The sequence below is a fragment of the Nocardia sp. NPDC004168 genome (assembly GCF_040610355.1).
In the GTDB taxonomy this organism is placed as follows: Bacteria; Actinomycetota; Actinomycetes; order Mycobacteriales; family Mycobacteriaceae; genus Nocardia; species Nocardia sichangensis.
In genome coordinates this window covers 617926-639811 of sequence record NZ_JBEXME010000001.1, presented here as the reverse complement: position 1 = coordinate 639811, position 21886 = coordinate 617926, and the positions used below count along the sequence as shown (strand labels likewise).

The following is a 21886-nucleotide window of genomic DNA, read 5'->3' as shown; positions in this document are numbered from 1 at the left end:
AGGAGAACCTCGGTCGTGTCGATCACAGACGACATCCGCGCCCTCACTCAGCCGAACCACCCGGACGACTGGACGGATCTGGACACCAAGGCTGTCGACACCATCCGGGTCCTGGCCGCCGAGGCGGTGCAGAACGCCGGAAACGGCCACCCCGGTACCGCGATGAGCCTGGCGCCGCTTGCCTACACGCTGTACCAGCGGACCATGCGCATCGACCCGAGCGATCCGAGCTGGGTCGGCCGGGACCGGTTCGTGCTGTCCTGCGGGCACTCCAGCCTCACCCAGTACATCCAGCTCTACCTGGCGGGTTACGGTCTCGAGCTGGACGACCTGAAGAACCTGCGCAAGTGGGGCTCGCTCACCCCGGGCCACCCCGAGTTCCGGCACACCGACGGCGTCGAGATCACCACCGGCCCGCTCGGCCAGGGCCTGGCGTCGGCGGTCGGCATGGCGATGGCAGCGCGTCGCGAGCGCGGACTGTTCGATCCCGCCGCCGCGCCGGGCACCAGCCCGTTCGACCACTTCATCTACGCCATCGCCTCCGACGGCGACCTCGAGGAGGGCGTCACCTCCGAGGCGTCGTCGCTCGCGGGCACCCAGCACCTGGGCAATCTCGTCGTCATCTACGACGACAACAAGATCTCCATCGAGGACGACACGACCATCGCGTTCACCGAGGACGTCGCCGAGCGGTACGAGGCATACGGCTGGCACGTGCAGGTGGTCGAGGGCGGCGAAGACGTCGTCGCCATCGAGGCGGCGCTGGAAGCCGCCAAGGCCGAGACCGGCAAGCCCTCGATCATCGTGCTGCGCACCATCATCGGCTACCCCGCCCCCAGCAAGATGAACACCGGCACCGCCCACGGCGCGGCGCTGGGCGCCGACGAGGTGGCCGCCACCAAGAAGGTCCTCGGCTTCGACCCGGACAAGAGCTTCGACGTGGACCCGGCCGTCATCGAGCACACCCGCAAGGCCATCGAGCGCGGCCGGAAGGCGCACGAGCAGTGGCAGCAGTCGTTCGACGCGTGGGCCGCGGCCAACCCGGAGAACAAGGCGCTGTTCGACCGCCTCTTCGCGCGGCGCCTGCCGGAGAACTGGACCGCGAATCTGCCCAGCTACGAACCGGATCCGAAGGGCATGGCCACCCGCAAGGCGTCCGGCAAGGTGCTCGCCGCGCTGGCGCCGGTGCTGCCGGAGCTGTGGGGCGGTTCGGCCGACCTGGCCGAGTCCAACAACACCACCATGCCCGACCAGCGCAGCTTCGGGCCTGAGTCGATCTCCACCGGCATGTGGAAGGCCGATCCGTACGGCCGCACCCTGCACTTCGGTGTGCGCGAGCACGCGATGGGCGCGATCCTCAACGGCATCGCCCTGCACGGCCCGACCCGTCCGTACGGCGGCACCTTCCTGGTGTTCAGCGACTACATGCGCCCGTCGGTCCGCCTGGCCGCGCTGATGCGCGTGCCCGCGATCTACGTCTGGACCCACGACTCCATCGGTCTCGGTGAGGACGGCCCCACGCACCAGCCGATCGAGCACCTCGCCGCGCTGCGCGCCATCCCGGGCCTGAACGTGGTCCGTCCCGGTGACGCCAACGAGACCACCTACGCCTGGCGCACCATCCTGGAGCGCGACAGCAGCGAGCACAGCTCGCACTTCTCGGTGTCCGAGCCGCCGCACCAGGACGGCCCGTCCGGGCTGGCGCTGACCCGCCAGGACCTGCCGATTCTCGAGGGCACCAGCTACGAAGGCGTCAAGAAGGGCGGCTACATCCTGGCCGAGGCGTCCACGGGCACACCGCAAGTGATCCTGATCGCCACCGGTTCGGAGCTGCAGCTCGCGGTCGCCGCCCGCATTACGCTGGAGGAGCAGGGCATCGCCACCCGCGTGGTGTCGATGCCGTGCGTGGAGTGGTTCGACGCGCAGGACAAGGCTTACCGGGACGAAGTGCTTCCGCCCGCGATCGCCGCGCGCGTCGTCGTCGAAGCCGGTATCGCGATGCCGTGGCACCGGTTCGCCGGTGACGCGGGCGAGATCGTGTCGATCGAGCACTTCGGCGCCTCCGCCGACTACAAGACCCTGTTCCGCGAATTCGGCTTCACTCCGGAAGCCGTCGTTGCCGCCGCGCAGCGCACGCTCGAGAACGTGAAGGGATAAGCGCTCATGGCTCAGAACGAGAATCTCGCCGCCCTCTCGGCGGCGGGAGTGTCCGTATGGCTCGACGATCTGTCCAGGGACCGGATCCAGTCCGGCAACCTGCTCGAGCTGATCGAGACCCGGTCCGTCGTCGGGGTCACCACCAACCCGACGATCTTCCAGGGTGCGCTCAGCCAGGGCCACGCCTACGACGGCCAGCTGAAAGAGCTTGCCGCGCAAGGTGCCGACGCCGACGCCGCGATCCGCACCATCACCACCGATGACGTCCGCGCGGCCTGCGACGTGTTCGCTCCGGTCTTCGAGGCGACCGGCGGCGTGGACGGCCGGGTCTCCATCGAGGTCGACCCCCGCCTGGCGTTCGACACCGACCGGACCGTCGCGCAGGCGGTCGAACTGTGGAAGATCGTCGACCGGCCCAACCTGTTCATCAAGATCCCGGCCACCGAGGAGGGCCTGCCCGCCATCGCGGCCGTGATCGGCGAGGGCATCAGCGTGAACGTCACGCTGATCTTCTCGGTGCAGCGCTATCGCGCGGTGATGGGCGCCTACCTGGAGGGCGTGAAGAAGGCCAAGATCGCCGGTCACGACCCGGCCAGGATCCACTCCGTCGCCTCGTTCTTCGTCTCCCGCGTGGATACCGAGATCGACAAGCGACTGGAGGCGCTCGGCACCGACGAGGCGCTCGCGCTGCGCGGCAAGGCGGGTATCGCCAATGCCCGCCTCGCCTACGCCGAGTACCAGGATGTGTTCGACGGAGGCAAGCACACCTCCACGTTCCTGAACCTGGCCTCCTCGGGCGCGAATCGGCAGCGACCGCTGTGGGCGTCGACCGGCGTGAAGAACCCGGAGTACGCCGACACGATGTACGTCACCGAACTGGTCGCCCCCAACACGGTGAACACGCTGCCGGAGAAGACGCTCCAGGCGGTCGCCGACCACGGCGTGGTCTCCGGCGACACGGTCAGCGGCAAGGCGGCGGAGGCCAAGGACGTCTTCGATCGGCTCACCGCCGTCGGCGTCGACCTCGACGACGTGTTCGCGGTGCTCGAGCGCGAGGGCGTGGACAAGTTCGAGAAGTCCTGGGAGGAGCTGCTTTCCGCCACCGCCGACGAGCTGAAGTCGGCGTCGACCGGGAACGGCTGATCGATGGCCGGGGCAGCACCCGCGGATCGACCGGACGCAGTCGAATGGCAGAACCCGCTGCGGGACAAACGGGACAAACGGCTTCCGCGCATCGCCGGACCGTGCAGCATGGTCATCTTCGGCGTCACCGGTGACCTGTCTCGCAAGAAGCTGATGCCGGCCATCTACGACCTGGCCAACCGGGGGCTGCTGCCCCCGGCCTTCGGCCTGGTCGGTTTCGCGCGCCGCGACTACGCGGACGAGGACTTCGCGCAGGTGGTGCTGGAAGCGGTCAAGGCGCACGCGCGTACCCCCTTCCGTCAAGAGGTCTGGGACCAGCTCCTGGAGGGCATCCGGTTCGTCCAGGGCACCTTCGACGACGACGCGGCCTTCGACCGGCTCGCCGACACCTTGACCACGCTGGACAAGGAGCGCGGCACCGGCGGCAATCACGCGTTCTATCTGTCCATCCCGCCGAACATGTTCCCGCTCGTGCTCGACCAGCTCTGCGCGCACGGCCTGGCCCAGACCACCGGGCCCGACGCGGCGCGCAAGCCCTGGCGGCGAGTGGTGATCGAGAAGCCGTTCGGGCACGACCTGAAGAGCGCGCAAGAACTCAACGCACTGGTCAACGGCGTGTTCCCCGAGGAGCGGGTCTTCCGCATCGACCATTACCTCGGCAAGGAGACGGTGCAGAACATCCTGGCGCTGCGCTTCGCCAACCAGCAGTACGAGCCGATCTGGAACGCCAACTTCGTCGACCACGTGCAGATCACCATGGCCGAGGACATCGGCCTCGGCGGACGCGCGGGCTACTACGACGGCATCGGCGCCGCGCGCGACGTGATCCAGAACCACCTGCTGCAACTGCTGGCCCTCACCGCCATGGAGGAGCCGATCAGCTTCGAGCCCAAGCAATTGCAGACCGAGAAGATCAAGGTGCTCTCGGCGACCAGGCTCATCGAACCGCTGGACGACACCACCGCGCGCGGCCAGTACACCGAAGGCTGGCAGGGCAGCGAGCACGTGGTCGGGCTGTTGGAAGAAGAAGGCTTCGACCCGAACTCGAAGACCGAGACCTATGCCGCGATACGGCTGGAGATCGATACCCGCCGCTGGGCGGGTGTTCCGTTCTTCCTGCGCACCGGAAAGCGGCTCGGCCGCAGGGTCACCGAGATCGCGGTGATCTTCAAGCGGGCGCCGCACCTTCCGTTCGACCAGACCATGACCGAGGAACTCGGGCAGAACGCGCTGGTCATCCGGGTGCAGCCGGACGAGGGCATCACCACGCGGTTCGGCTCGAAGGTGCCGGGCTCCAGCATGGAGGTGCGCGACGTCAACATGGACTTCAGCTACGGCGAGGCGTTCACCGAATCATCGCCGGAGGCCTACGAACGCCTGATCCTCGACGTGCTGCTCGGGGAACCGTCGCTGTTCCCGGTGAACGCGGAGGTCGAATTGTCCTGGCGCATCCTCGATCCGGTGCTCGACCACTGGGCGGGCGACGGCAGGCCGGAGCCGTACGAGGCGGGCACCTGGGGCCCGTCGTCCGCGGACGAGATGATCGCCCGCACCGGGCGGGAATGGCGGCGCCCGTGATCGTCGACATGCCCGACACCAAGACCAGCGAGGTCACCAAGCGCATCGTGCAGTTGCGCGAGAGCAACGGCGTGATCACCATGGGCCGCGTGCTCACGCTGGTGGTGTGCACGCTGGACAGCTCCGAGGCCGAGCACGCGATCGAAGCGGCGAACGAGGCCAGCCGCGAGCACCCCTGTCGCGTGGTGGTGCTCGCGCGCGGCGACCGGGAGGCCGCCACCCGGCTGGACGCGCAGATCCGGGTGGGCGGCGACGCGGGGGCGGCCGAGGTCATCGTGCTGCGGCTGCAAGGCGAACTGGTCAACCACGAGAGCAGCGTCGTCACCCCGTTCCTGCTGCCGGATACTCCGGTGGTGGCTTGGTGGCCGCGCGGAGCGCCGGAGTTCCCGTCGAAGGATTCGGTGGGCCGCCTGGCGGGCCGCCGCATCACCGACGCCACGTTCGCGTCCGATCCCCAGGCGGCGATCAAGAGGCGGCTGCGGTCCTATGCCAGCGGCGACACCGATCTGGCCTGGAGCCGGATCACGTACTGGCGGGCCCTGCTGGCAGCGGCCATGGACGAGCCGCCGTTCGAGTCGGTGGATTCGGTGACGGTGTCCGGGCTGCGCGACGAGCCCGCCTTGGACATGCTGGCCGGCTGGCTGGCCGCCCGGCTGGGCTGCCCGGTACACCGGCGCATCGGCCCGCTGCGGGTGGAACTGCATCGTCCCACCGTCTCCATCGCGATCGAACGTCCGCAGACCGGCCGCACCGCGACGCTGACCCGCACCGGCGAACCGGTGCAGCGAATCGCCCTGGCGCGCCGGGAGACTCGTGACTGCCTCGCCGAGGACCTACGCAGGCTGGACGCCGACGAGACCTACGCCGAGGCGCTGGCCGGAATCGAGAAGGTGATCTATGAGTGAGCACACCGATTCGCCGTTCCCCAGCGACACCGTCGAGGTGCATCTCGACACCGAGTCGCTGGTGGCCGCCGCCGCGGCCCGCTTCGTCTCCGTCGTCGTCGCCGCCCAGGCCGAGCGCGGCTCCGCGTCGGTGGTGGTGACCGGCGGCGGGACCGGCATCGCCCTGCTCGAACAGGTGCGCAAGTCGCCCGGCGATATCGACTGGTCCCGAGTCGAGGTGTTCTGGGGCGACGAGCGTTTCGTGCCCGCGAACGACCCCGAGCGCAACGACCTGCAAGCCAGGCAGGCGCTGTTCGACCATGTGCCGGTGGATCCGGCGCGGGTGCATCCGGTGGCCGTCTCCGACGGCGAGTACCCCGACCCGGTGGAGGCCGCCGCCGAGTACTCCGCGACGGTGCACGCCCACCTCGCCGAACACGGCGCGTTCGATCTGCACCTGCTCGGCATGGGCGGCGAGGGACACGTGAATTCGCTGTTCCCGCATACCGACGCGGTGCGCGAATCCCACGAACTCGTCGTCGCCGTGACGAATTCGCCCAAGCCCCCGCCGGTTCGGGTGACATTGACCCTGCCCGCGATCCGCCGCAGCAGGCACGTCGTGCTGGTGGTCGGCGGCGCTTCGAAGGCCGAAGCGGTCGCCGCCGCCATCGGCGGCGCGGACCCGGTGGACGTGCCCGCGGCGGGAGCGACCGGTACGGACTCCACCACCTGGCTGCTCGATCAGGAGGCCGCGTCCGCGCTGCGCTGAGCGCTCGCTGCCAACTCCTTCATCTCGTAAATTTGCACATCGCGGCCCTAATTTTCCGGAAGAACACCGCCGGATAACGCCGCCGAGCGGCGGAGTTTACGAGATGATCGGTCGATGACCGAGCAGGCAGTGGATCTCGACGAGCGGTTCCGCACCGCCGTCGCCGCACTCGTCGCCCGCCCCGGCCGTCCGGCGGACCAGCCGATCGCACCCGGCGGCGCGATCACCGGCGCGGCGTGCCTCGAGCTGTTCGAAGCGCAGGCGACGAGCAGGCATCTCGATCTCGCGGCACGCCGCCTCGGCAGCGCCCGGCGCGGTTATTACAGCATCGGATCGTCCGGTCACGAGGGCAATGCCGCTGTGGCGGCGGCCCTGCGGGTCACCGATCCCGCCCTGCTGCACTACCGATCGGGGGCGTTCTTCGTGCATCGGGCCCGGCGCGTGCCCGGGCTCGACCCGATCCGGGACGTTCTGCTCGGGGTGGCGGCCGCGGCGGCGGACCCGATTTCCGGTGGCAGGCACAAGGTGTTCGGCAGCGCCGCGGCCAACGTCATCCCGCAGACCTCGACCATCGCCTCGCACCTTCCGCGCGCGGTTGGGCTGGCGTTCGCGATCGATCGCGCGGCCCGGCTCGGTGTCGCCGGTCCCTGGCCCGCCGACTCGGTGGTGGTGTGCAGCTTCGGTGACGCGTCGGCCAACCATTCCACCGCGGCCGGGGCGATCAATGCCGCGATCCACACCGCCGGTCAGGGAATCGCCATGCCCATCCTGTTCGTCTGCGAGGACAACGGCATCGGAATCAGTGTTCCCACGCCACCGGATTGGATCGAGCAGGCCTACGGCAGCCGCCCGGGCCTGGCCTACTTCGCCGCGGACGGCTGCGCCGCCCTCGACGCGCTGAGCACCGCGAATACGGCGGCGCGGTGGGTGCGGGACCGCCGCGCGCCCGCGTTCCTGCGGCTGCGGACCGTGCGTCTGCTCGGTCACGCGGGATCCGATGTCGAAACCGCCTATCGCCGCCCCGCCGAGATCGCCGCCGATCTCGCCCGCGATCCGGTCGTGGCCACCGCACGGCTGCTGATCGAGTCCGGAGTGGCCACACCCGCCTGCGTGCTCGACCGCTATGCCGACATCGGCCGCCGGGTCGCCACGGCCGCCGAACTCGCCTCGACGGAACCGAAACTCGCCTCGGCGGCGGCCGTGATCGCGCCGATCGCTCCCGCCCGCCCTGCGCTCGTGCGCGCCGACGCGCTGCGGACCGAACCCCTCCCACCCAACGAGCGCGAACACGCGGAGACCGAGGACACTATCGCGGGCCGCGGTGCGCCGCAGCGCCGCAATGGCGCCGCGCATACCGAGCCGATGACCTTGGCGCAGGCGATCAACGAAACCCTCGCAAGCCTCCTGGCGCGCGATCGCGACCTGCTCGTCTTCGGCGAGGACGTCGGCCGCAAGGGTGGCGTGTACGGCGTGACGAAGGGTTTGCAGAAGACCTTCGGCGCGCGCCGGGTGTTCGACACCCTGCTGGACGAGCAGAGCGTCCTCGGCACCGCGCTGGGCTCGGCGCTGGCCGGGTTCGTGCCGATTCCGGAGATCCAGTACCTCGCCTACCTGCACAACGCCGCCGATCAGATCCGCGGCGAAGCGGCCACGCTGTCGTTCTTCTCCGACGGCCGTTACCGGAATCCGATGGTGGTGCGGATCGCCGGATACGCCTATCAAAAGGGTTTCGGCGGCCATTTCCACAACGACAACTCGGTGGCCGCGCTACGCGACATCCCCGGCGTCGTGCTCGCCTCCCCGGCCCGGGCCGACGACGCCGCGGCGATGCTGCGCACGTGCGTATCGGCGGCCCGCGTGGACGGCAGAGTGTGCCTGTATCTCGAGCCCATCGCGCTGTATCACACCCGCGACCTGCACCGGCCCGGCGACGACGGCTGGCTGGCCCACCCGTCTCCGGTCGAGCACGCCGAAATCGGCCGCGCGCGCGTCTACGGCGACGGCCCCGACCTGACCCTGGTGAGTTTCGCCAACGGCGTGCCGATGAGCCTGCGCGCGGCGCGGCGCTTGGCCCGGCACGGAATCGACGCGCGCGTGCTCGACCTGCGCTGGCTCGCTCCCCTGCCGGTGGACGATCTGCTACACCACGCGCGCGCGACCGGGCGGGTCCTCGTCGCGGACGAGACCCGCCGCGGTGGTGGCGTGTCGGAGGCCGTGTGCGCCGCGCTGGTCGACGCCGGTTTCACCGGCCACCTCGGGCGCGTGACCAGCGAAGACAGTTTCGTGCCGCTGGGTCCGGCCGCCGCGACGGTGCTACTCGACGAGGACCGGATCGAAGCCGCGGCCCTCCGCCTGCTGAGCGACGCGACCAGCACGCGGCCTCGGCGCGCCGAGGCCCGGCATTCCCCGGAATTCGATTCGGCCGGGGAATAGTGGAAATACAGTGAGGACGACGGTGACCAGCAGCGGAAAGGACTCGCGATGACCACGATGTCCATGCTCGGCGAGGTACGACCGGAGCACGAGCACACGGCCGACGGCGACCTGGTGCTCTTGCACTACTTGCGGTCGTTCCACAAGCCCGTGCTGGACGTGTGGTCGGCGGCCACCGAACGGGGCCAGCTCGGCCGCTGGCTCGGCGCCGTCTCCGGCGGCAACGGCAACCTGACCATCGAGCTGTTCGACGGTCCCGTCCCCGGCCCGGTCGCGGTGCGCGTCGACCACTGTCAGGCGCCGCACGAACTGGTCGTGCACATCGACGGTTGCCTGCTCGAAGTCCGGATGACCCAGGTCGGCGTGGTCACTACCGTGGAACTGACCCGCCGCCACGTGAGTCCCGCCGACGCGGGCGCGATCGGTCCCCGCTGGCAGTATCTGCTCGACCGGCTCACCGCCTACCTCGACTACCAGCCACTGCCGCGGTGGTCGGACTATCCGAAACTGGCCGGGGAGTACCGCTAGGCCCACGGCTCAGTAGAAGAACCCGGCGACGCCCCAGCCGGGACGGGCCTGCGCCTCCCGGATCCACTCGACGCAGGACTCGATGGCGGCGAGTACCTCGTGGTCGACCTCCTCGCGCTGCGGGGGCGTGGTCGACTCCCACTGCACGAGCGCTTCCGCGCACTGCTCCGGCGTCCATTCGCCGTAGCCGGGCAACTCGTCGGGCTGCGGTAGCGACGGCGGCAGCGAGTGGTACATGAACGCGCGGACGCTGACCGCTTTGATGCCGAGCGTGGCCAAGCCGTCGTCGATGTGGTCCAGCCAGCGACCACGGAACGCCGAGAAGTAGCGGTTGTCCACGAACCGGCCGTAGAACTGGCAGATCGTCTGGTAGGCGTAGCCGTACTGGAAACCGTAGGCCGGGTCGAACGGGCCGCCGTCGATGACGGCGCGCACCGCCTCGTAGCGAGTGGGCGCACCGGCCGCGATCTCCTCGGCGAACCAGTCGTCGTCATGGGTGAGCTGGGCTTTGAACCGGCCGCCGATCATCCGCCGGAGCTTGTCGTCCCCGCACCCGATGGCGCCCTTGATCCGGTCCAGCTCGACGACGTAGATGCTCAGGCTATAACTCATTCACCGAACATTAGCGGTGCCCACCGACACCGAACGCCGCTGAGCCCGAACGCGTTTCGGCTCAGGCCGGAAGCCCGGCCGGATGCGCGGCCAGATGGGCGAGATGAGTGGTGAGCAACGCGTTCACCTGCTCGGTCCGCTCCAACTGGACGAGGTGGCCCGCGCCGCCTATCTCGGTCACCGCGCGCAGGTCGGCGACGTGCCCGCGCATGGTCGCCAGCGGATCGCGGCCGCTGAAACCTTCCATGTCGGGATCCCGGTCGCCGTACAGGAAATAAGCGGGCGCGGTGACTTTCGCGTCCGCGTAGTCGGCGGTGAGCTCCCAGTTGCGATCCAAGTTGCGGTACCAGTTCAGTCCGCCGGTGAATCCGGTGCGTTCGAAATCCCGTGTCAGCACGTCCAGCTCGTCCGCGCCGAGCCAGCGCCACGGCAGCGCGGGCGCCTCCGGCAGCACGTCGAGATAACCGGTGCCCTCCGCCGGGAAACGCCAGGTGTCCAGGTAGTGATAGTCGGCGCTCAGCGCGTAGTACACGCGGGCGAGGAACTCCCGGGGACGTGCGCCGAGTTCCTCGTCCGCCGGGCCGGGGGTCTGGAAGTAGTGCAGGTGCAGGAAGTGCCGGGCCGCCGCCTTGGCCCACAGCTGCGACGGAGCACGCGGCGGGCGTGGCGCGAACGGATTGTTCAGGACGATGATGCCGCGCACCCGCTCCGGCGCGCGTAATGCCAGTTCCCACACCAGCGCCGCGCCGAAGTCCAAGCCGACGAACACCGCCTGCTCGGCGCCGATGTCATCGAGCAGAGCGAGCAGATCACCGCAGACCGCGCGATTGGTGTACTCCTCCGGATCGGCCGGGACATCGGTCTGTCCGTAACCGCGCAGATCCGGCGCGATGGCGCGATACCCGGCCGCCGCGATCGCGGGCAGCTGGCGGTGCCAGATGTACCAGGTGTGCGGGAAGCCGTGGCAGAAGACCACCGGCTGTCCTGTTCCCTGCTCGGCGACGTGCATACGGACCCCGCCGGTCGTCACGAACCGATGCGTCAGCTCCACTCGGGCCTCCAAAGCCTAGAACACGTTATCGTTTCACGGTAATGTTCCGGTTTCGTGAGCGGAATACCCGAAAGGCTCGAAGGCAAGGTCGCGGTGGTCACCGGCGCCAGCCGCGGCATAGGCAAGGGCATCGCACTGGAGCTGGGCGCCGCGGGCGCCACGGTGTTCGTCACCGGCCGCTCGGCGGCGCAGGGACGGCTACCCGGCACCGTACACGCCACGGCCGCGGAAATCGATGCCGCGGGCGGGAGCGGCATCCCGTTCGTGTGCGACCACCGCGACGACGACGCGGTGGAGCGGCTGTTCGAGTTGATCCGCACCGAGCACGGCAGGCTGGACGTGCTGGTGAACAACGTCTACAACTCCCCCGCCGCGGCCCGCTGGCTGGGCAAGCCGTTCTGGGAGGTCCCGCCTGCGGCATGGGACGAGTCGTTCGACGTGGGCGTCCGATCCCATTACGTGGCAAGCTTTTTCGCCGCGCCGCTGTTGATCGAGTCGGGCGGGCTGATCGTCAATATCTCGTCGCCAGGCGCGCGCCGGTACATGCACAACGCGGTCTACGGCGTCGCGAAATCCGCCGTGGACCGGCTCACCGCCGACATGGCGCACAACCTCGCCGGTACCGAGGTCACCGTGGTCTCGCTCTGGCCCGGCATCGTGGACACCGAACTGCTGCAACTGGTTCCGGCAGGCACCGACGGCAGGCGGCTGGTCACGCTGCCCGGCGAGGGCACCTTCGATCTCGGCGACGCGCAGACACCGCGCTTCACCGGCCGCGCCGTCGTCGCGCTCGCCACCGACGCGGGGCGTCGCTCCCGCACCGGGTTGCCCTGGCCGGTAGCGGATCTCGCCGAGTACTACGGGTTCACCGACATCGACGGGCGCATTCATCGCGTCGACCGACCGTGATCAGAACGCCCCGAGAAAGCGCTGCACCGAGCGTGGCGGGACCGGCCTGGCGCGCCACGCCACGTACACGTGTGAGGGCGGCGCGTCGGGGATGTCCAGATAGACCACGCCAGGGTGCGGCGCCCTGGTGCGCGCCAGATCCGGCACCACGCCGATACCGCGATCGGCCGCCACCAACTCGATCCATTCGTCGAAGTTCGTACAGGTGATGACGACGCGATCCGGGTCGACCGGCTGCCAGGACGCCGCGTCGGTGGTGCCCGAGACGGTGTTGACCACCAGCGGCCGATCGGCCAGTTCCGACCAGGACAGGCGCGGCGCACTCGCCAGCGGCGAGTGGGTGGCCACCGCGAGCACCCGCCGTTCGGTCGCGATGATCCGCGACGCCAGGTGACGCGGTAGCCGGGCCTCCTTGCGATAGATGGCGATATCGACCGTCCGCTCATCGAGCGCGGCGAGCGGATCGTCCACGCGCCGTAGGGTGATCCGGCCGCCCTGTTCCTCGTAACGACGACGGGTCGCGGCGAACCAAGCGTCCGGCAGCAACCAGGAGAATCCGACGTCCAGCGTGGCGCGCGAACGCAGTTCCGCGGCGACCCCGTCGACGTCGGCCAGGATGCGGCGGGTGTGGGCCAGCAATTCGGCGCCCTCGGCGGTGAGCGCGAACCGCCGGGACGTGCGCTCCACCAACCGGCAGTCGACCGAGCGCTCCAGTTGCTGGATCGTCCTGGTCAAGGCGGGCTGGCTCAGGTGCAGCCGGGTCGCGGCGCGGGTGTAGTTCGCCTCCTCGCACAATGCGAGGTAGGCCCGCAGATGCCGCAACTCGATATCCATGCGTCGAGCGTATACATCGTGCGTGGAAAGCATTTCCGGAGCGCCGCCCTGCGCTCTTACGGTCGAACCGTGACCACTGTTGCCCTCGCCGCACCCCAGCGCCGCGGCCTCGCTCCCGCGGTGGCCGCGGCATCCGGCCTGGCCGCCGCGATGGGGGTGGGGCGCTTCGTCTACACCCCCTTGCTACCGCTCATGGTCGACGCGCACCGCATCACCGCGCACGACGGCGCCTTGATCGCGACCGCGAACTACGCCGGTTATCTGCTCGGCGCGCTGCTGCTCACCTGGCGTCCGGCGCTGCACGACCGCAGGGTCTTCCTGGCGTCGGCAGCGCTGCTGATCGCGAGCGAGGCGCTGATGGCGGCGCCGGGGCCGATCCTGTTCCCCGCCGTGCTGCGCCTGGTCGCGGGCGTCGCCAGCGCGGTGATCTTCGTCGCTTGCGCCGGTTTCGCGAGCCGTCCCGGCAGCGGCAGGCAGTCGGCGGGAATAGTGTTCGGCGGCATCGGATTCGGCATCGCGTGGACCGGCCTGCTGGTGCTGGCGTTGCGGCCGGTGGTGTCCTGGCAGATGTTGTGGCTGGTCTCCGCGGCGCTCACCGCGGTCCTGCTGATGCCCGTGTGGCGCTTGGATCTTCGTCCCGGACAGCGCGTCCCACGCGGTGCGGCACGCGGCTCGCGCGTCTGGCGCGCCCTGCTCGTCGCCTACTTCCTCGAAGGCCTCGGGTACATCGTGATCGGAACCTTCGCGGTGGCGGCGGTCAGCGCGGAACGCGGGCCGATGGCCGGCTCGGCGATGTGGATCGTCGTCGGCGCGGCAGCCTCGGTCTCGACCGTGCTGTGGAGCGTGGCCGCCCGGCGCTGGTCTTCGGCGCTGCTGTTACCCGTCGCGTTGGCGGCGCAATGCGTATCGGCCGTGCTCCCGGCCGTGTCCGGCGCGCTCTGGGCCGCGGTGACGGCGGCGGCCGTGTTCGGCGGGACGTTCGTCGGCATCGTCATGCTCGCGATGCGGGTCGGCGCCGAGTTGACCGATGGCGCCGCGGCGCCGCTGACGGCCGGTTACGGCGCGGGCCAGATCCTCGGCCCCGTGATGGTGGCCCCTGTGCTCGGGACGAGCTATTCCGCCGCGTTCGTCATCGCCGCGGTGGTGCTCGGCGCGGCGGCGCTGACGGCAGGAGCGGTGACCGCCGGGATCAGGCGAACTTGATCTCCAGGCCGATGCCGAGGATGGCGATCAGCCAGATGAGGCCGGTGAAGATGGTGACGCGGTCGAGGTTCTTCTCCACGACGGTGGACCCGGACAGGCTGGACTGCACGCCGCCGCCGAACAGGCTGGACAGACCTCCACCCTTGGCGCGGTGCAGCAGCACCAGCAGCACCAGCAGCACGCTGGTGATGATCAGGAGGATATCCAGGAACATCCGCATGCCGGACAGTGTATGCGGTCGATGCGACGGCACCGAATCAGGCACTCGGCGGGCGCTAGCGCCGGTCGACCGCGACCAGATGGGTGACCTGCTCCGCTTCGTCGGCGCGGAACTTCGCGACGGCCTCTTCCCGCAGCTGGTCCTGAGCGGTGAGCCGGACCTGGTGCTGGTGCATGTGCTCGGCCCAGGACCGCACGACGAACGCCTCGACATACCGGTCGATCACCCCGACGTCGCGATACAGGCGCCATTCCATCGCTCCGGTGCGTTGCCGGGACCGCCCGACGAAGGCCATGGCGGTGAGGAATTCCTCGACACACCCCTCCGGGACGTCGTAACCGCGCAGGATCAGCACCGGGCCGTCGTCGGGATCGGGTTCGACCACCAGCTCGGGTTCCGGCCAGAACGCCGAAGGGGTGAGATCGAGCAACTCGGGATCGTTGCGGATGGGCAGCCACACCGTGCTCACCGCGCAGAACGCCAGCAGCCCGGCGGCCCACAGCAGCGCGGGCACCGAGCCGATCGCGCCTGCGACCACGCCCCAGACCAGCGAGCCGATCGCCTGCCCACCCATGAAGACCAGCAGATACACCGAGAGCCCTCGGGCACGCACCCAGGACGGCAGCAGCAGCTGCATGGTCGAGTTCATGGTGGACATCGCCAGCAGCCAGGCCAGTCCCGCGAACACCAGCAGCAGCAGTACCACCGGCACGACGTGCAGCAGCGCGGTGCCCGCCGTGGCCAGTCCGAACAGGATCGCGGCGGTGGTCAACCGCTGTGTGGGGGTCAACCACGCGCGCAACCGTGACAGCGCCGCGGCGCCGAGCACCGCGCCGATGCCGAGGGCGCCGAGCATGAGGCCGTACCCGGACGACGACAGCCCGAGTTGATCCCGCGCGATCACCGGCAGCAGCGCCCACACCGCGCTGGCGGGTGCGATGAACAGGATCGAGCGCAACAGCACCCGGCGAATGGCGGGCGCCGCGCGGATGAACCGGGTGCCCGCCTGCAAGGCCGCCAGCGGACGCTCGGTGGGCAGGCGCCGATCGGTCGCGGGGCGGCGCCACACCGTCAGCACCGCGACGATGCCGACGAACGACACCGCGTTCAACCCGAACACCAGCGTCGGCCCGGACAGCGACACCAGCACACCGGCCAGCGCCGGACCCACCGCCCTTCCGATATTGATGTTCATGCTGCCCAGCGCCGACGCCGCCGGGATCTGCTCGCGCGGGACCAGTTCCGGCTGGATCGCCTGCCAGGCCGGTGCGGTCAGCGCCTGACCGCAACCGAGCAGGAACAGCAAGGTGAGTAGCACCGCCGGCGTGGTGTGCCCGGTCGCGGTCGAGACCGCGAGGACCATGGCCAGCACCGCCATCGCGGATTGCGCGCCGAGCAGCAGCCTGCGCCGATCCAGCAGGTCGGCGATCACGCCGGACGGAATGGCCAGCAGCATCACCGGAAGCGTGATCGCGGTCTGCACGAACGACACCAGCGCCGCCGCATTGGGCTGGTCGACCATGATCCACTGCGCGCCGACGGTCTGCATCCAGGTGCCCAGGTTCGACACCAATTGCGCCACCCACAGCGCCCGGTAGATCGGAGAACGCAGCGGCGCCCACGTGGAAATCGGGAGCGTCGCGGCGGTCGTCACTCGCCGAAGCTTAGTCGTGGGACAGACACCGCCCCGACGCCGCATCCGGCGCCTGTGCCGCCGGTCGTGCCTGGGTCGCCGCGAGCAGCACCGCGGCGATCAGCAAGGCGGCGCCCGCCAGTCCCGACGCGGTGAGGCGTTCGCCCAGGACCACCGCCGCCAGCACCGCCCCCGTCAGCGGCTCGAGCAGGGCGAGCACCGCGGCGATCCCTGGACCGGCCGCCGCCAGCCCGCGGAAGTACAGGGTGTAGGCCACCGCGGTCGGCGCCAGCCCGAGCAAGAGCACCAGCGCGACGCTGCGAGGCGTCGGGTCGAACGCCACACCGCTGGTAGCCGCGAGCGGAGCCAGCAACAGCGCGCCTCCGGTGAACCCGAGGCCCGTGGTGGTCATCGCGTCGAGCCCCGGTACCGGCGCCGCGTTGATCACGGTGACCGTCGCGAACGCCGCCGCGGCCGTCGAGGCGAGCGCCGCACCCGCCAGCAACCCGCCCGCGCCCGCGTGGCCGGTCGGCACGCCGACCAGCAGAGCCAGTCCGCAGAGGGCGATGCCGATGGTCGCCGCCCTGCGCCGGTCCACCGCACGCCTTCCGGTGCAGTGCTCGAGCACGGCGACGACCACCGGCGACATGCCGATCGTGAGCAATGTGGCGAGGCTCACCGACGACGCCGTCACGGCGCCGAAATAGGCGCCCTGGAAAACCGCAGCGAGTCCGGCCACCGCACCGATCCGCCGCCACGCCAGGGGATCTCGCGGCCACGGCCGCCGCGTTCCCGCGAGCAGGACCACCAGCAGCAGCCCGCCGACGCCGAGGCGGCAGGTGGCGACCGCGACGGGCGACAGGCCGGTGGCCCGGTGCAACAGCGTGCCGAGTAAACCGCCGGTGCCCCAAAGGATTCCGGCGCCGACGAGGTGGACCAGCCCGGAACGGCCGGCCGAGGATACAGATGAGGACATGAAGGATCGCGCTCCTGCGACAAAAGGGATGGGGTCGCGGAAGCGAGGTGCACAGCGATGCCGAGAAGCGCGCGCTCACCGATCGGTGGCGCGCTGGATACCTACACCTCGCTCAGGAGGCGGGCGGCGGGGTGATGGGGAAGCATCGGTGCACGGCACAGATGCTAGTACGAGTACGAGGCGTGGGGGCGAGTCATCGACGCCGCGACCGTCGAAATCCGGGTGCGACGGCGCATCATCGGTAGCATCGCCGCATGGTGGCACACTTGGCGCGGCTGGGACCCGTCGTCCTGCTCGCCCTCTTGGCGATCACCGGGTGCTCGAGTGGCGAACCGAAGCGGGGCGCCGACGAACCGACCCCGGCGGGCCGCACCTTCCTCTCGACCGATGTCCAGGGCACTCCGATTCCCGGGGGCGGTCCGCTGACGCTCGGTTTCACCGACAGCCGCATCGCCGCGGACGCGGGCTGCAACAAGTTCACCGGCGCGGTCTCCTTCGACGACCACGTCCTCCACGTGTCCGGCCTGGCCACCACCCTCATGGCCTGCGAGGACAATCGGCACGGCGCCGACGAGTGGCTCAGCGGGCTGCTGAATTCCGAGCCCAGCTGGCGGCTCGAGGACACCCGGCTCACGCTGCACAGCCCCGATCGCACCGTGACTCTGCTCGACAAGAAGATCGCCCGGCCGGACAAACCGGTCAAGGGCACGCAGTGGCTGGTCACCGCGCTCATCACCGACAACAGCCAGGTCCGCTCACGCGCTCTCGACGAGGCGCAGCCGACGCTCGTCATCGCCGAGGACAACGGCGTCTCCGGCAACGCCGGATGCAACCGCATGACCGGCAGCGCCGAGGTGTCCGGCACCCGGATCACCTTCAGGATCGCCACCACGAAGATGATGTGCTCGCCGGAGGTGATGGAGGTCGAGCAGGCCGTTCTGAAAGCTTTGGACGGCAAGACCACCGCCACGGTGGACGCCGACACGCTGACCGTGCGCAACGACAACGGCGCGGGACTGGTCCTGCACGCGCAGTGAACGTGCCCGCTACTTCTTCCGCGTGAGTACCACGCGATCGGCGACCCGCTCCGCTTCGCCGGGCGGCGCGAAGTAGATCTCCATCACCACCCGATCGGCCGACTCCGGCCGGATCACCGTGCGCATAGGGATGGTCTTGCCGACGAACTGCGGCCCGAGCACACCGGGGTCGGTGAATTCCCCGGCCATGACGATATCGGTGTCGCCGCCACTGTTCTTCGCGCCCTTGTAACTCATCGTCATCGGCGTGACGCTGTCGACGGTCGTCCACTCGTAGCGGTTATCCGTCGGTGCGAATCCGAGCAAACCGAGCCGATAGTACGGCTTGTCGCCGAAGACTCCCGTCGCTTCCTCCCGCAGGAAATTACCGCCGGTCTCGGCGATCCACACCCACCGCGAGACTATCTCGCTTCGGATCGGGTTCTCCGCCGTGCCGCCCGCGATGTAGGTCGACTTCTCGCCCTTCCACTCCCCCACCAGCTGGTTCAGCCTGCGGTGCCCGGCGTCCTGCTGCTGCACCGCTGCCGGGGTGGCCTGCGCCGCGTCTTGGTGGACGTGATCGTCATGCGAGGCGTCCCCGGAACAGCCGGCGAGGGTGGCCAGCGCGACGAGCGCGACCGGGAGTGCGGCGTACAGCTTGCGTGCTATCACGGAAATCCTTGTCCGACTGGCGAATCGAGCTGCGTAATCATCGCATGGCCGGATGGGGCCCGCGGTTCACCGTTGGGAAACGCCGAACAGCCCGGCATCGCGGGAGCGGCGGTACCGGGCTGTCGCGTGTAGCGCCGTATCAGGGCAGGGGGCCGCCCGCGGCGATGGCGGAGAGAGTGGCGAATTCGTCACCCTTGAGCGAAGCGCCGCCGACCAGTGCGCCGTCGATGTCGCTCTGCGCGACCAGTTCTCCGACGTTCTTGGCGTTCACCGACCCGCCGTAGAGCACGCGGACGCCCGCCGCGACCTCCGGCGAGGCGAGCTTCTCGAGTTCCCCGCGGATCGCGCCGCAGACCTCTTGCGCGTCGGCGGGGGTGGCGACCTTGCCGGTGCCGATCGCCCACACCGGCTCGTAGGCGATGACGACCTTCGAGATCTCTTCCGCCGTCAGGCCTTTCAGCGAACCGCGCAGTTGCTCGAGGTTGTACTCGACGTGCGTGCCCGCCTCGCGGACGTTCAAGCCCTCGCCGATGCACACGATAGGGGTGATCCCGTGCTTCAGCGCCTGCTTGGCCTTGGCCAGCACCGTGGCGTCGTCCTCGTTGTGGTACTGCCGCCGTTCGGAGTGCCCGACCACGACGAAGGCGCACCCCAGCTTGGCGAGCATGCTCGCGCTGATCTCGCCCGTGTAGGCGCCCGACTCGTGCACCGAGACGTCCTGGCCACCGTAGGTGAGCAGGAGCTTGTCCCCTTCCACCAGCGTCTGCACGCTGCGGAGGTCGGTGAACGGCGGGATCACCGCCACGTCCACCTTGTCGAAATACTTCTCCGGCAGGGCGAATGCGATCTTCTGCACCAGGGCGATGGCCTCGAGGTGATTGAGGTTCATCTTCCAGTTGCCCGCGATGAGCGGTTTGCGTGCCATGCTCAGCCCTCCAACACCGCGATACCGGGCAGTTCTTTGCCCTCCAGGTACTCCAGCGACGCGCCGCCACCGGTGGAGATGTGCGAGAAGCCGTCCTCGGGCAGGCCGAGCGCCCGCACGGCCGCGGCCGAGTCGCCGCCGCCGACCACGGTGAACGCGCCCTTGCCGGTAGCCGTCACGATCGCCTCGGCCACCCCGCGGGTGCCCGCGGCGAACTTCTCGAACTCGAACACGCCCATCGGCCCGTTCCAGAACACGGTCCGCGCCTCGGTCAGCAGCGCCGAGAAGCGGTCAACCGAATCCGGGCCGATGTCCAGGCCCAGCCAGCCGTCCGGGATCTCGTGCGCGGGCACGATTTTCGTCTCCGCGTCCGCGGCGAACTTGTCGGCCACCACGATGTCGCGCGGCAGGTGGATGACGTCGGCGTACTGCTCGAGCAGTCGCTTGCAGGTGTCGACCATCTCTTGCTGCAACAGCGAGGCGCCTACCGAAAGGCCCTGTGCGGCAAGGAAGGTAAAGCACATGCCGCCGCCGATCACCAGCGTGTCGACCTTCGGCGCGAGCGCTTCGATGACCGCCAGTTTGTCGGAGACCTTGGACCCGCCGAGCACGACCGCGTACGGCCGGTCCGGCGTCTCGGTCAGCTTGGCCAGTACCTCGACCTCGGCCGCGACCAGCTTGCCCGCGTAGTGCGGCAGCGACTGCGCGACGTCGTACACCGACGCCTGCTTGCGGTGCACCACACCGAACCCGTCGGAGACGAACGCGCCGTCGTCGCCGACCAGCTCGACCAGCGCCGCGGCCAGCTTGGCCCGGTCGGCGTCGTCCTTGCTGGTCTCGCGCGGGTCGAAGCGGATGTTCTCCAGCAGCAGCACGTCGCCGTCGGTGAGGCCCTCGGACCGCGCGAGCGCGTCCTGGCCCACCACGTCACCGGCGAGCTGCACGTTGCGGCCCAGCTCCTCGGCGAGCCTGGCGGCCACCGGCGCCAGCGAAAGCTTCGGGTCCGGTCCGCCCTTCGGCCTACCGAGGTGCGCGGTCACGACGACTTTGGCGCCCGCTTCAGCGAGCGCCTTGATGGTCGGCGCCGAGGCGATGATGCGGCCCGGGTCGGTGATCTGTCCCTGGTCGTCGAGGGGCACGTTCAGATCGGAGCGCACCAGTACGCCCCGGCCCTCGACACCCTCGTCGAGCAGATCCGCGAGTGTCTTGACAGCCATGCGCGTCAGAGCGACTTGCCGACGAGGCCGATGAGATCGGCGAGACGGTTGGAGTAGCCCCACTCGTTGTCGTACCAGGACACGACCTTGACCTGGTTGTCGATCACCTTGGTGAGCGGCGCGTCGTAGATCGAGGAGGCCGGGTCTGTGACGATGTCGCTGGAGACGATCGGGTCGGTGTTGTACTTCAGGATGCCCTTCAGCGGGCCCTCGGCGGCGGCCTTGTAGGCGGCGTTGATCTCCTCGATCGAGGCCGACTTGCGCAGGGTGGCGGTCAGGTCGGTGACCGAGCCCGTCGGCACCGGGACGCGCAGCGCGTAGCCGTCCAGCTTGCCCTGCAGCTCGGGCAGCACCAGGCCGATGGCCTTGGCGGCGCCGGTGCCGGTGGGCACGATGTTCAGCGCGGCGGCGCGGGCGCGGCGCAGGTCGCTGTGCGGGCCGTCCTGCAGGTTCTGGTCCTGGGTGTAGGCGTGGATGGTGGTCATCAGGCCGTGCTCGATGCCGAACTCGTCGTTGAGCACCTTGGCCAGCGGGCCGAGGCAGTTGGTGGTGCACGAGGCGTTGGAGATGATGTTCTGGCTGCCGTCGTACTTGTCGTCGTTGACACCCATGACGATGGTGATGTCCTCGCCCTTGGCCGGCGCGGAGATGATCACCTTCTTGGCGCCCGCGGCCAGGTGGCCCTTGGCCTTGGTGGCATCGGTGAAGATGCCGGTGGACTCGACGACCACGTCGACGCCCAGGTCACCCCAGGGCAGCGCGGCGGGGCCCTCCTTGATGGCCAGCGCCTTGATCCGCTGGTCGCCCACCACGATGGTGTCGTCGCCGTCGAGCGAGACGTCCTGGGGCAGACGGCCCAGGATCGAGTCGTACTTGAGCAGGGTCGCGAGGGTCGCGTTGTCGGTGAGGTCGTTGACCGCGACGATCTCGATGTCGGTGGTGCCGAGCGCCTTCTGCGCCTCCACCGCCCGGAAGAAGTTACGTCCGATACGACCGAAGCCGTTGATGCCTACACGGACAGTCACGTTATCGCTCCTCAACTTTCCAGCGGATCATTCCGATGTCCACTCACACTAACGTCCTGCCGTGACCTCTCCGACACGCACCTGGCTTTCGTGAGCGCGGG

General features: G+C 69.5%; 20 protein-coding genes. 10 read left to right on the top strand and 10 right to left on the bottom strand.

What is annotated here, in order from left to right:
• Nucleotides 1-15 precede the first annotated feature (15 nt).
• From tkt to ABZW96_RS03120, 7 genes are all read left to right on the top strand, one after another.
• Nucleotides 16-2157, top strand: a complete 2142-nt coding sequence (tkt, locus tag ABZW96_RS03150; RefSeq protein ID WP_355070785.1) for a transketolase — start codon at nucleotides 16-18, stop codon at nucleotides 2155-2157.
• A gap of 6 nt (nucleotides 2158-2163) precedes the next feature.
• Nucleotides 2164-3300 (top strand): transaldolase, encoded by a 1137-nt coding sequence (tal, locus tag ABZW96_RS03145; RefSeq protein WP_355070783.1) that lies wholly within the window; start codon nucleotides 2164-2166, stop codon nucleotides 3298-3300.
• A 3-nt stretch (nucleotides 3301-3303) separates the two neighbouring features.
• Nucleotides 3304-4878: a glucose-6-phosphate dehydrogenase gene (gene zwf, locus ABZW96_RS03140; RefSeq protein WP_355070781.1), complete on the top strand. Its 1575-nt coding sequence runs from the start codon at nucleotides 3304-3306 to the stop codon at nucleotides 4876-4878.
• Nucleotides 4875-5783: a glucose-6-phosphate dehydrogenase assembly protein OpcA gene (gene opcA / locus ABZW96_RS03135; protein ID WP_355070779.1), complete on the top strand. Its 909-nt coding sequence runs from the start codon at nucleotides 4875-4877 to the stop codon at nucleotides 5781-5783. The genes zwf and opcA overlap by 4 nt, the downstream gene beginning before the upstream one ends.
• Nucleotides 5776-6531, top strand: coding sequence for a 6-phosphogluconolactonase (gene pgl / locus ABZW96_RS03130; RefSeq protein WP_355070777.1), 756 nt, complete (start codon nucleotides 5776-5778; stop codon nucleotides 6529-6531). The genes opcA and pgl overlap by 8 nt, the downstream gene beginning before the upstream one ends.
• Before the next feature lie 114 nt (nucleotides 6532-6645).
• The gene (locus ABZW96_RS03125) at nucleotides 6646-8964 is read left to right on the top strand and encodes a transketolase C-terminal domain-containing protein (RefSeq protein WP_355070775.1); all 2319 of its coding nucleotides are present in this window, start codon (nucleotides 6646-6648) and stop codon (nucleotides 8962-8964) included.
• A 48-nt stretch (nucleotides 8965-9012) separates the two neighbouring features.
• A complete protein-coding gene (locus ABZW96_RS03120) occupies nucleotides 9013-9492 on the top strand; it encodes a hypothetical protein (protein WP_355070773.1) in 480 nt (159 codons plus the stop codon).
• Nucleotides 9493-9501: 9 nt separating this feature from the next.
• On the opposite strand, the gene ABZW96_RS03115 is transcribed toward ABZW96_RS03120, so the two are convergent.
• Together ABZW96_RS03115 and ABZW96_RS03110 are read right to left on the bottom strand one after the other, a co-directional pair.
• Nucleotides 9502-10104: a hypothetical protein gene (locus ABZW96_RS03115; RefSeq protein ID WP_355070771.1), complete on the bottom strand. Its 603-nt coding sequence runs from the start codon at nucleotides 10102-10104 to the stop codon at nucleotides 9502-9504.
• A 61-nt stretch (nucleotides 10105-10165) separates the two neighbouring features.
• Complete coding sequence (locus ABZW96_RS03110) at nucleotides 10166-11155, bottom strand: alpha/beta hydrolase (protein ID WP_355070770.1); 990 nt, start codon at nucleotides 11153-11155, stop codon at nucleotides 10166-10168.
• Nucleotides 11156-11209: 54 nt separating this feature from the next.
• Here ABZW96_RS03110 and ABZW96_RS03105 point away from each other — a divergent pair, with 54 nt between their 5' ends.
• Nucleotides 11210-12064: an SDR family NAD(P)-dependent oxidoreductase gene (locus ABZW96_RS03105; protein ID WP_355070768.1), complete on the top strand. Its 855-nt coding sequence runs from the start codon at nucleotides 11210-11212 to the stop codon at nucleotides 12062-12064.
• On the opposite strand, the gene ABZW96_RS03100 is transcribed toward ABZW96_RS03105, so the two are convergent.
• Complete coding sequence (locus ABZW96_RS03100; RefSeq protein ID WP_355070766.1) at nucleotides 12065-12898, bottom strand: LysR family transcriptional regulator; 834 nt, start codon at nucleotides 12896-12898, stop codon at nucleotides 12065-12067.
• A gap of 69 nt (nucleotides 12899-12967) precedes the next feature.
• On the opposite strand from ABZW96_RS03100, the gene ABZW96_RS03095 reads away from it, so the two are divergent.
• Entirely contained in the window at nucleotides 12968-14101 is a 1134-nt protein-coding gene (locus tag ABZW96_RS03095; protein ID WP_355070764.1) for a YbfB/YjiJ family MFS transporter, read from the top strand.
• Here ABZW96_RS03095 and secG read toward each other — a convergent pair.
• From secG to ABZW96_RS03080, 3 genes are read right to left on the bottom strand one after another with little or no spacing between them, the layout of a single operon-like run.
• Nucleotides 14088-14321 carry a preprotein translocase subunit SecG gene (gene secG, locus ABZW96_RS03090; RefSeq protein WP_014351691.1) on the bottom strand — a complete coding sequence of 78 codons (234 nt, stop codon included), beginning with the start codon at nucleotides 14319-14321 and terminating at the stop codon, nucleotides 14088-14090. The two genes, ABZW96_RS03095 and secG, sit on opposite strands and share 14 nt — an antisense overlap.
• 55 nt (nucleotides 14322-14376) lie before the next feature.
• On the bottom strand, nucleotides 14377-16020 hold the full coding sequence (locus tag ABZW96_RS03085) for an MFS transporter (RefSeq protein ID WP_355070761.1): 1644 nt from the start codon (nucleotides 16018-16020) through the stop codon (nucleotides 14377-14379).
• Complete coding sequence (locus tag ABZW96_RS03080) at nucleotides 15986-16930, bottom strand: EamA family transporter (RefSeq protein WP_355070759.1); 945 nt, start codon at nucleotides 16928-16930, stop codon at nucleotides 15986-15988. Before ABZW96_RS03080 ends, ABZW96_RS03085 begins: the two co-directional genes overlap by 35 nt.
• Before the next feature lie 254 nt (nucleotides 16931-17184).
• Between ABZW96_RS03080 and ABZW96_RS03075 the strand changes: the two genes are divergently transcribed.
• Nucleotides 17185-17967: an META domain-containing protein gene (locus tag ABZW96_RS03075; RefSeq protein ID WP_355070757.1), complete on the top strand. Its 783-nt coding sequence runs from the start codon at nucleotides 17185-17187 to the stop codon at nucleotides 17965-17967.
• Between the two features lie 9 nt (nucleotides 17968-17976).
• Here ABZW96_RS03075 and ABZW96_RS03070 read toward each other — a convergent pair whose 3' ends face one another.
• The 4 genes from ABZW96_RS03070 to gap form a co-directional block, all read right to left on the bottom strand.
• Complete coding sequence (locus tag ABZW96_RS03070) at nucleotides 17977-18618, bottom strand: DUF1579 family protein (RefSeq protein ID WP_355070755.1); 642 nt, start codon at nucleotides 18616-18618, stop codon at nucleotides 17977-17979.
• Between the two features lie 139 nt (nucleotides 18619-18757).
• Nucleotides 18758-19543 (bottom strand): triose-phosphate isomerase, encoded by a 786-nt coding sequence (tpiA, locus tag ABZW96_RS03065; protein WP_355070754.1) that lies wholly within the window; start codon nucleotides 19541-19543, stop codon nucleotides 18758-18760.
• A gap of 2 nt (nucleotides 19544-19545) precedes the next feature.
• The gene (locus ABZW96_RS03060; RefSeq protein WP_355070753.1) at nucleotides 19546-20760 is read right to left on the bottom strand and encodes a phosphoglycerate kinase; all 1215 of its coding nucleotides are present in this window, start codon (nucleotides 20758-20760) and stop codon (nucleotides 19546-19548) included.
• A gap of 5 nt (nucleotides 20761-20765) precedes the next feature.
• Nucleotides 20766-21785 (bottom strand): type I glyceraldehyde-3-phosphate dehydrogenase, encoded by a 1020-nt coding sequence (gene gap / locus ABZW96_RS03055; protein WP_040867484.1) that lies wholly within the window; start codon nucleotides 21783-21785, stop codon nucleotides 20766-20768.
• Nucleotides 21786-21886: the final 101 nt, after the last annotated feature.

What these genes read in the sequence shown, in the direction of transcription:
- tal (WP_355070783.1), top strand. Translation starts at nt 2,164, where the DNA reads ATGGCTCAGAACGAGAATCTCGCCGCCCTCTCGGCGGCGGGAGTGTCC.
- zwf (WP_355070781.1), top strand. Translation starts at nt 3,304, where the DNA reads ATGGCCGGGGCAGCACCCGCGGATCGACCGGACGCAGTCGAATGGCAG.
- pgl (WP_355070777.1), top strand. Translation starts at nt 5,776, where the DNA reads ATGAGTGAGCACACCGATTCGCCGTTCCCCAGCGACACCGTCGAGGTG.
- ABZW96_RS03125 (WP_355070775.1), top strand. Translation starts at nt 6,646, where the DNA reads ATGACCGAGCAGGCAGTGGATCTCGACGAGCGGTTCCGCACCGCCGTC.
- ABZW96_RS03120 (WP_355070773.1), top strand. Translation starts at nt 9,013, where the DNA reads ATGACCACGATGTCCATGCTCGGCGAGGTACGACCGGAGCACGAGCAC.
- ABZW96_RS03115 (WP_355070771.1), bottom strand. Translation starts at nt 10,104, where the DNA reads ATGAGTTATAGCCTGAGCATCTACGTCGTCGAGCTGGACCGGATCAAG.
- ABZW96_RS03100 (WP_355070766.1), bottom strand. Translation starts at nt 12,898, where the DNA reads ATGGATATCGAGTTGCGGCATCTGCGGGCCTACCTCGCATTGTGCGAG.
- secG (WP_014351691.1), bottom strand. Translation starts at nt 14,321, where the DNA reads ATGCGGATGTTCCTGGATATCCTCCTGATCATCACCAGCGTGCTGCTG.
- ABZW96_RS03085 (WP_355070761.1), bottom strand. Translation starts at nt 16,020, where the DNA reads ATGCGGCGTCGGGGCGGTGTCTGTCCCACGACTAAGCTTCGGCGAGTG.
- ABZW96_RS03080 (WP_355070759.1), bottom strand. Translation starts at nt 16,930, where the DNA reads ATGTCCTCATCTGTATCCTCGGCCGGCCGTTCCGGGCTGGTCCACCTC.
- ABZW96_RS03075 (WP_355070757.1), top strand. Translation starts at nt 17,185, where the DNA reads ATGGTGGCACACTTGGCGCGGCTGGGACCCGTCGTCCTGCTCGCCCTC.
- tpiA (WP_355070754.1), bottom strand. Translation starts at nt 19,543, where the DNA reads ATGGCACGCAAACCGCTCATCGCGGGCAACTGGAAGATGAACCTCAAT.
- ABZW96_RS03060 (WP_355070753.1), bottom strand. Translation starts at nt 20,760, where the DNA reads ATGGCTGTCAAGACACTCGCGGATCTGCTCGACGAGGGTGTCGAGGGC.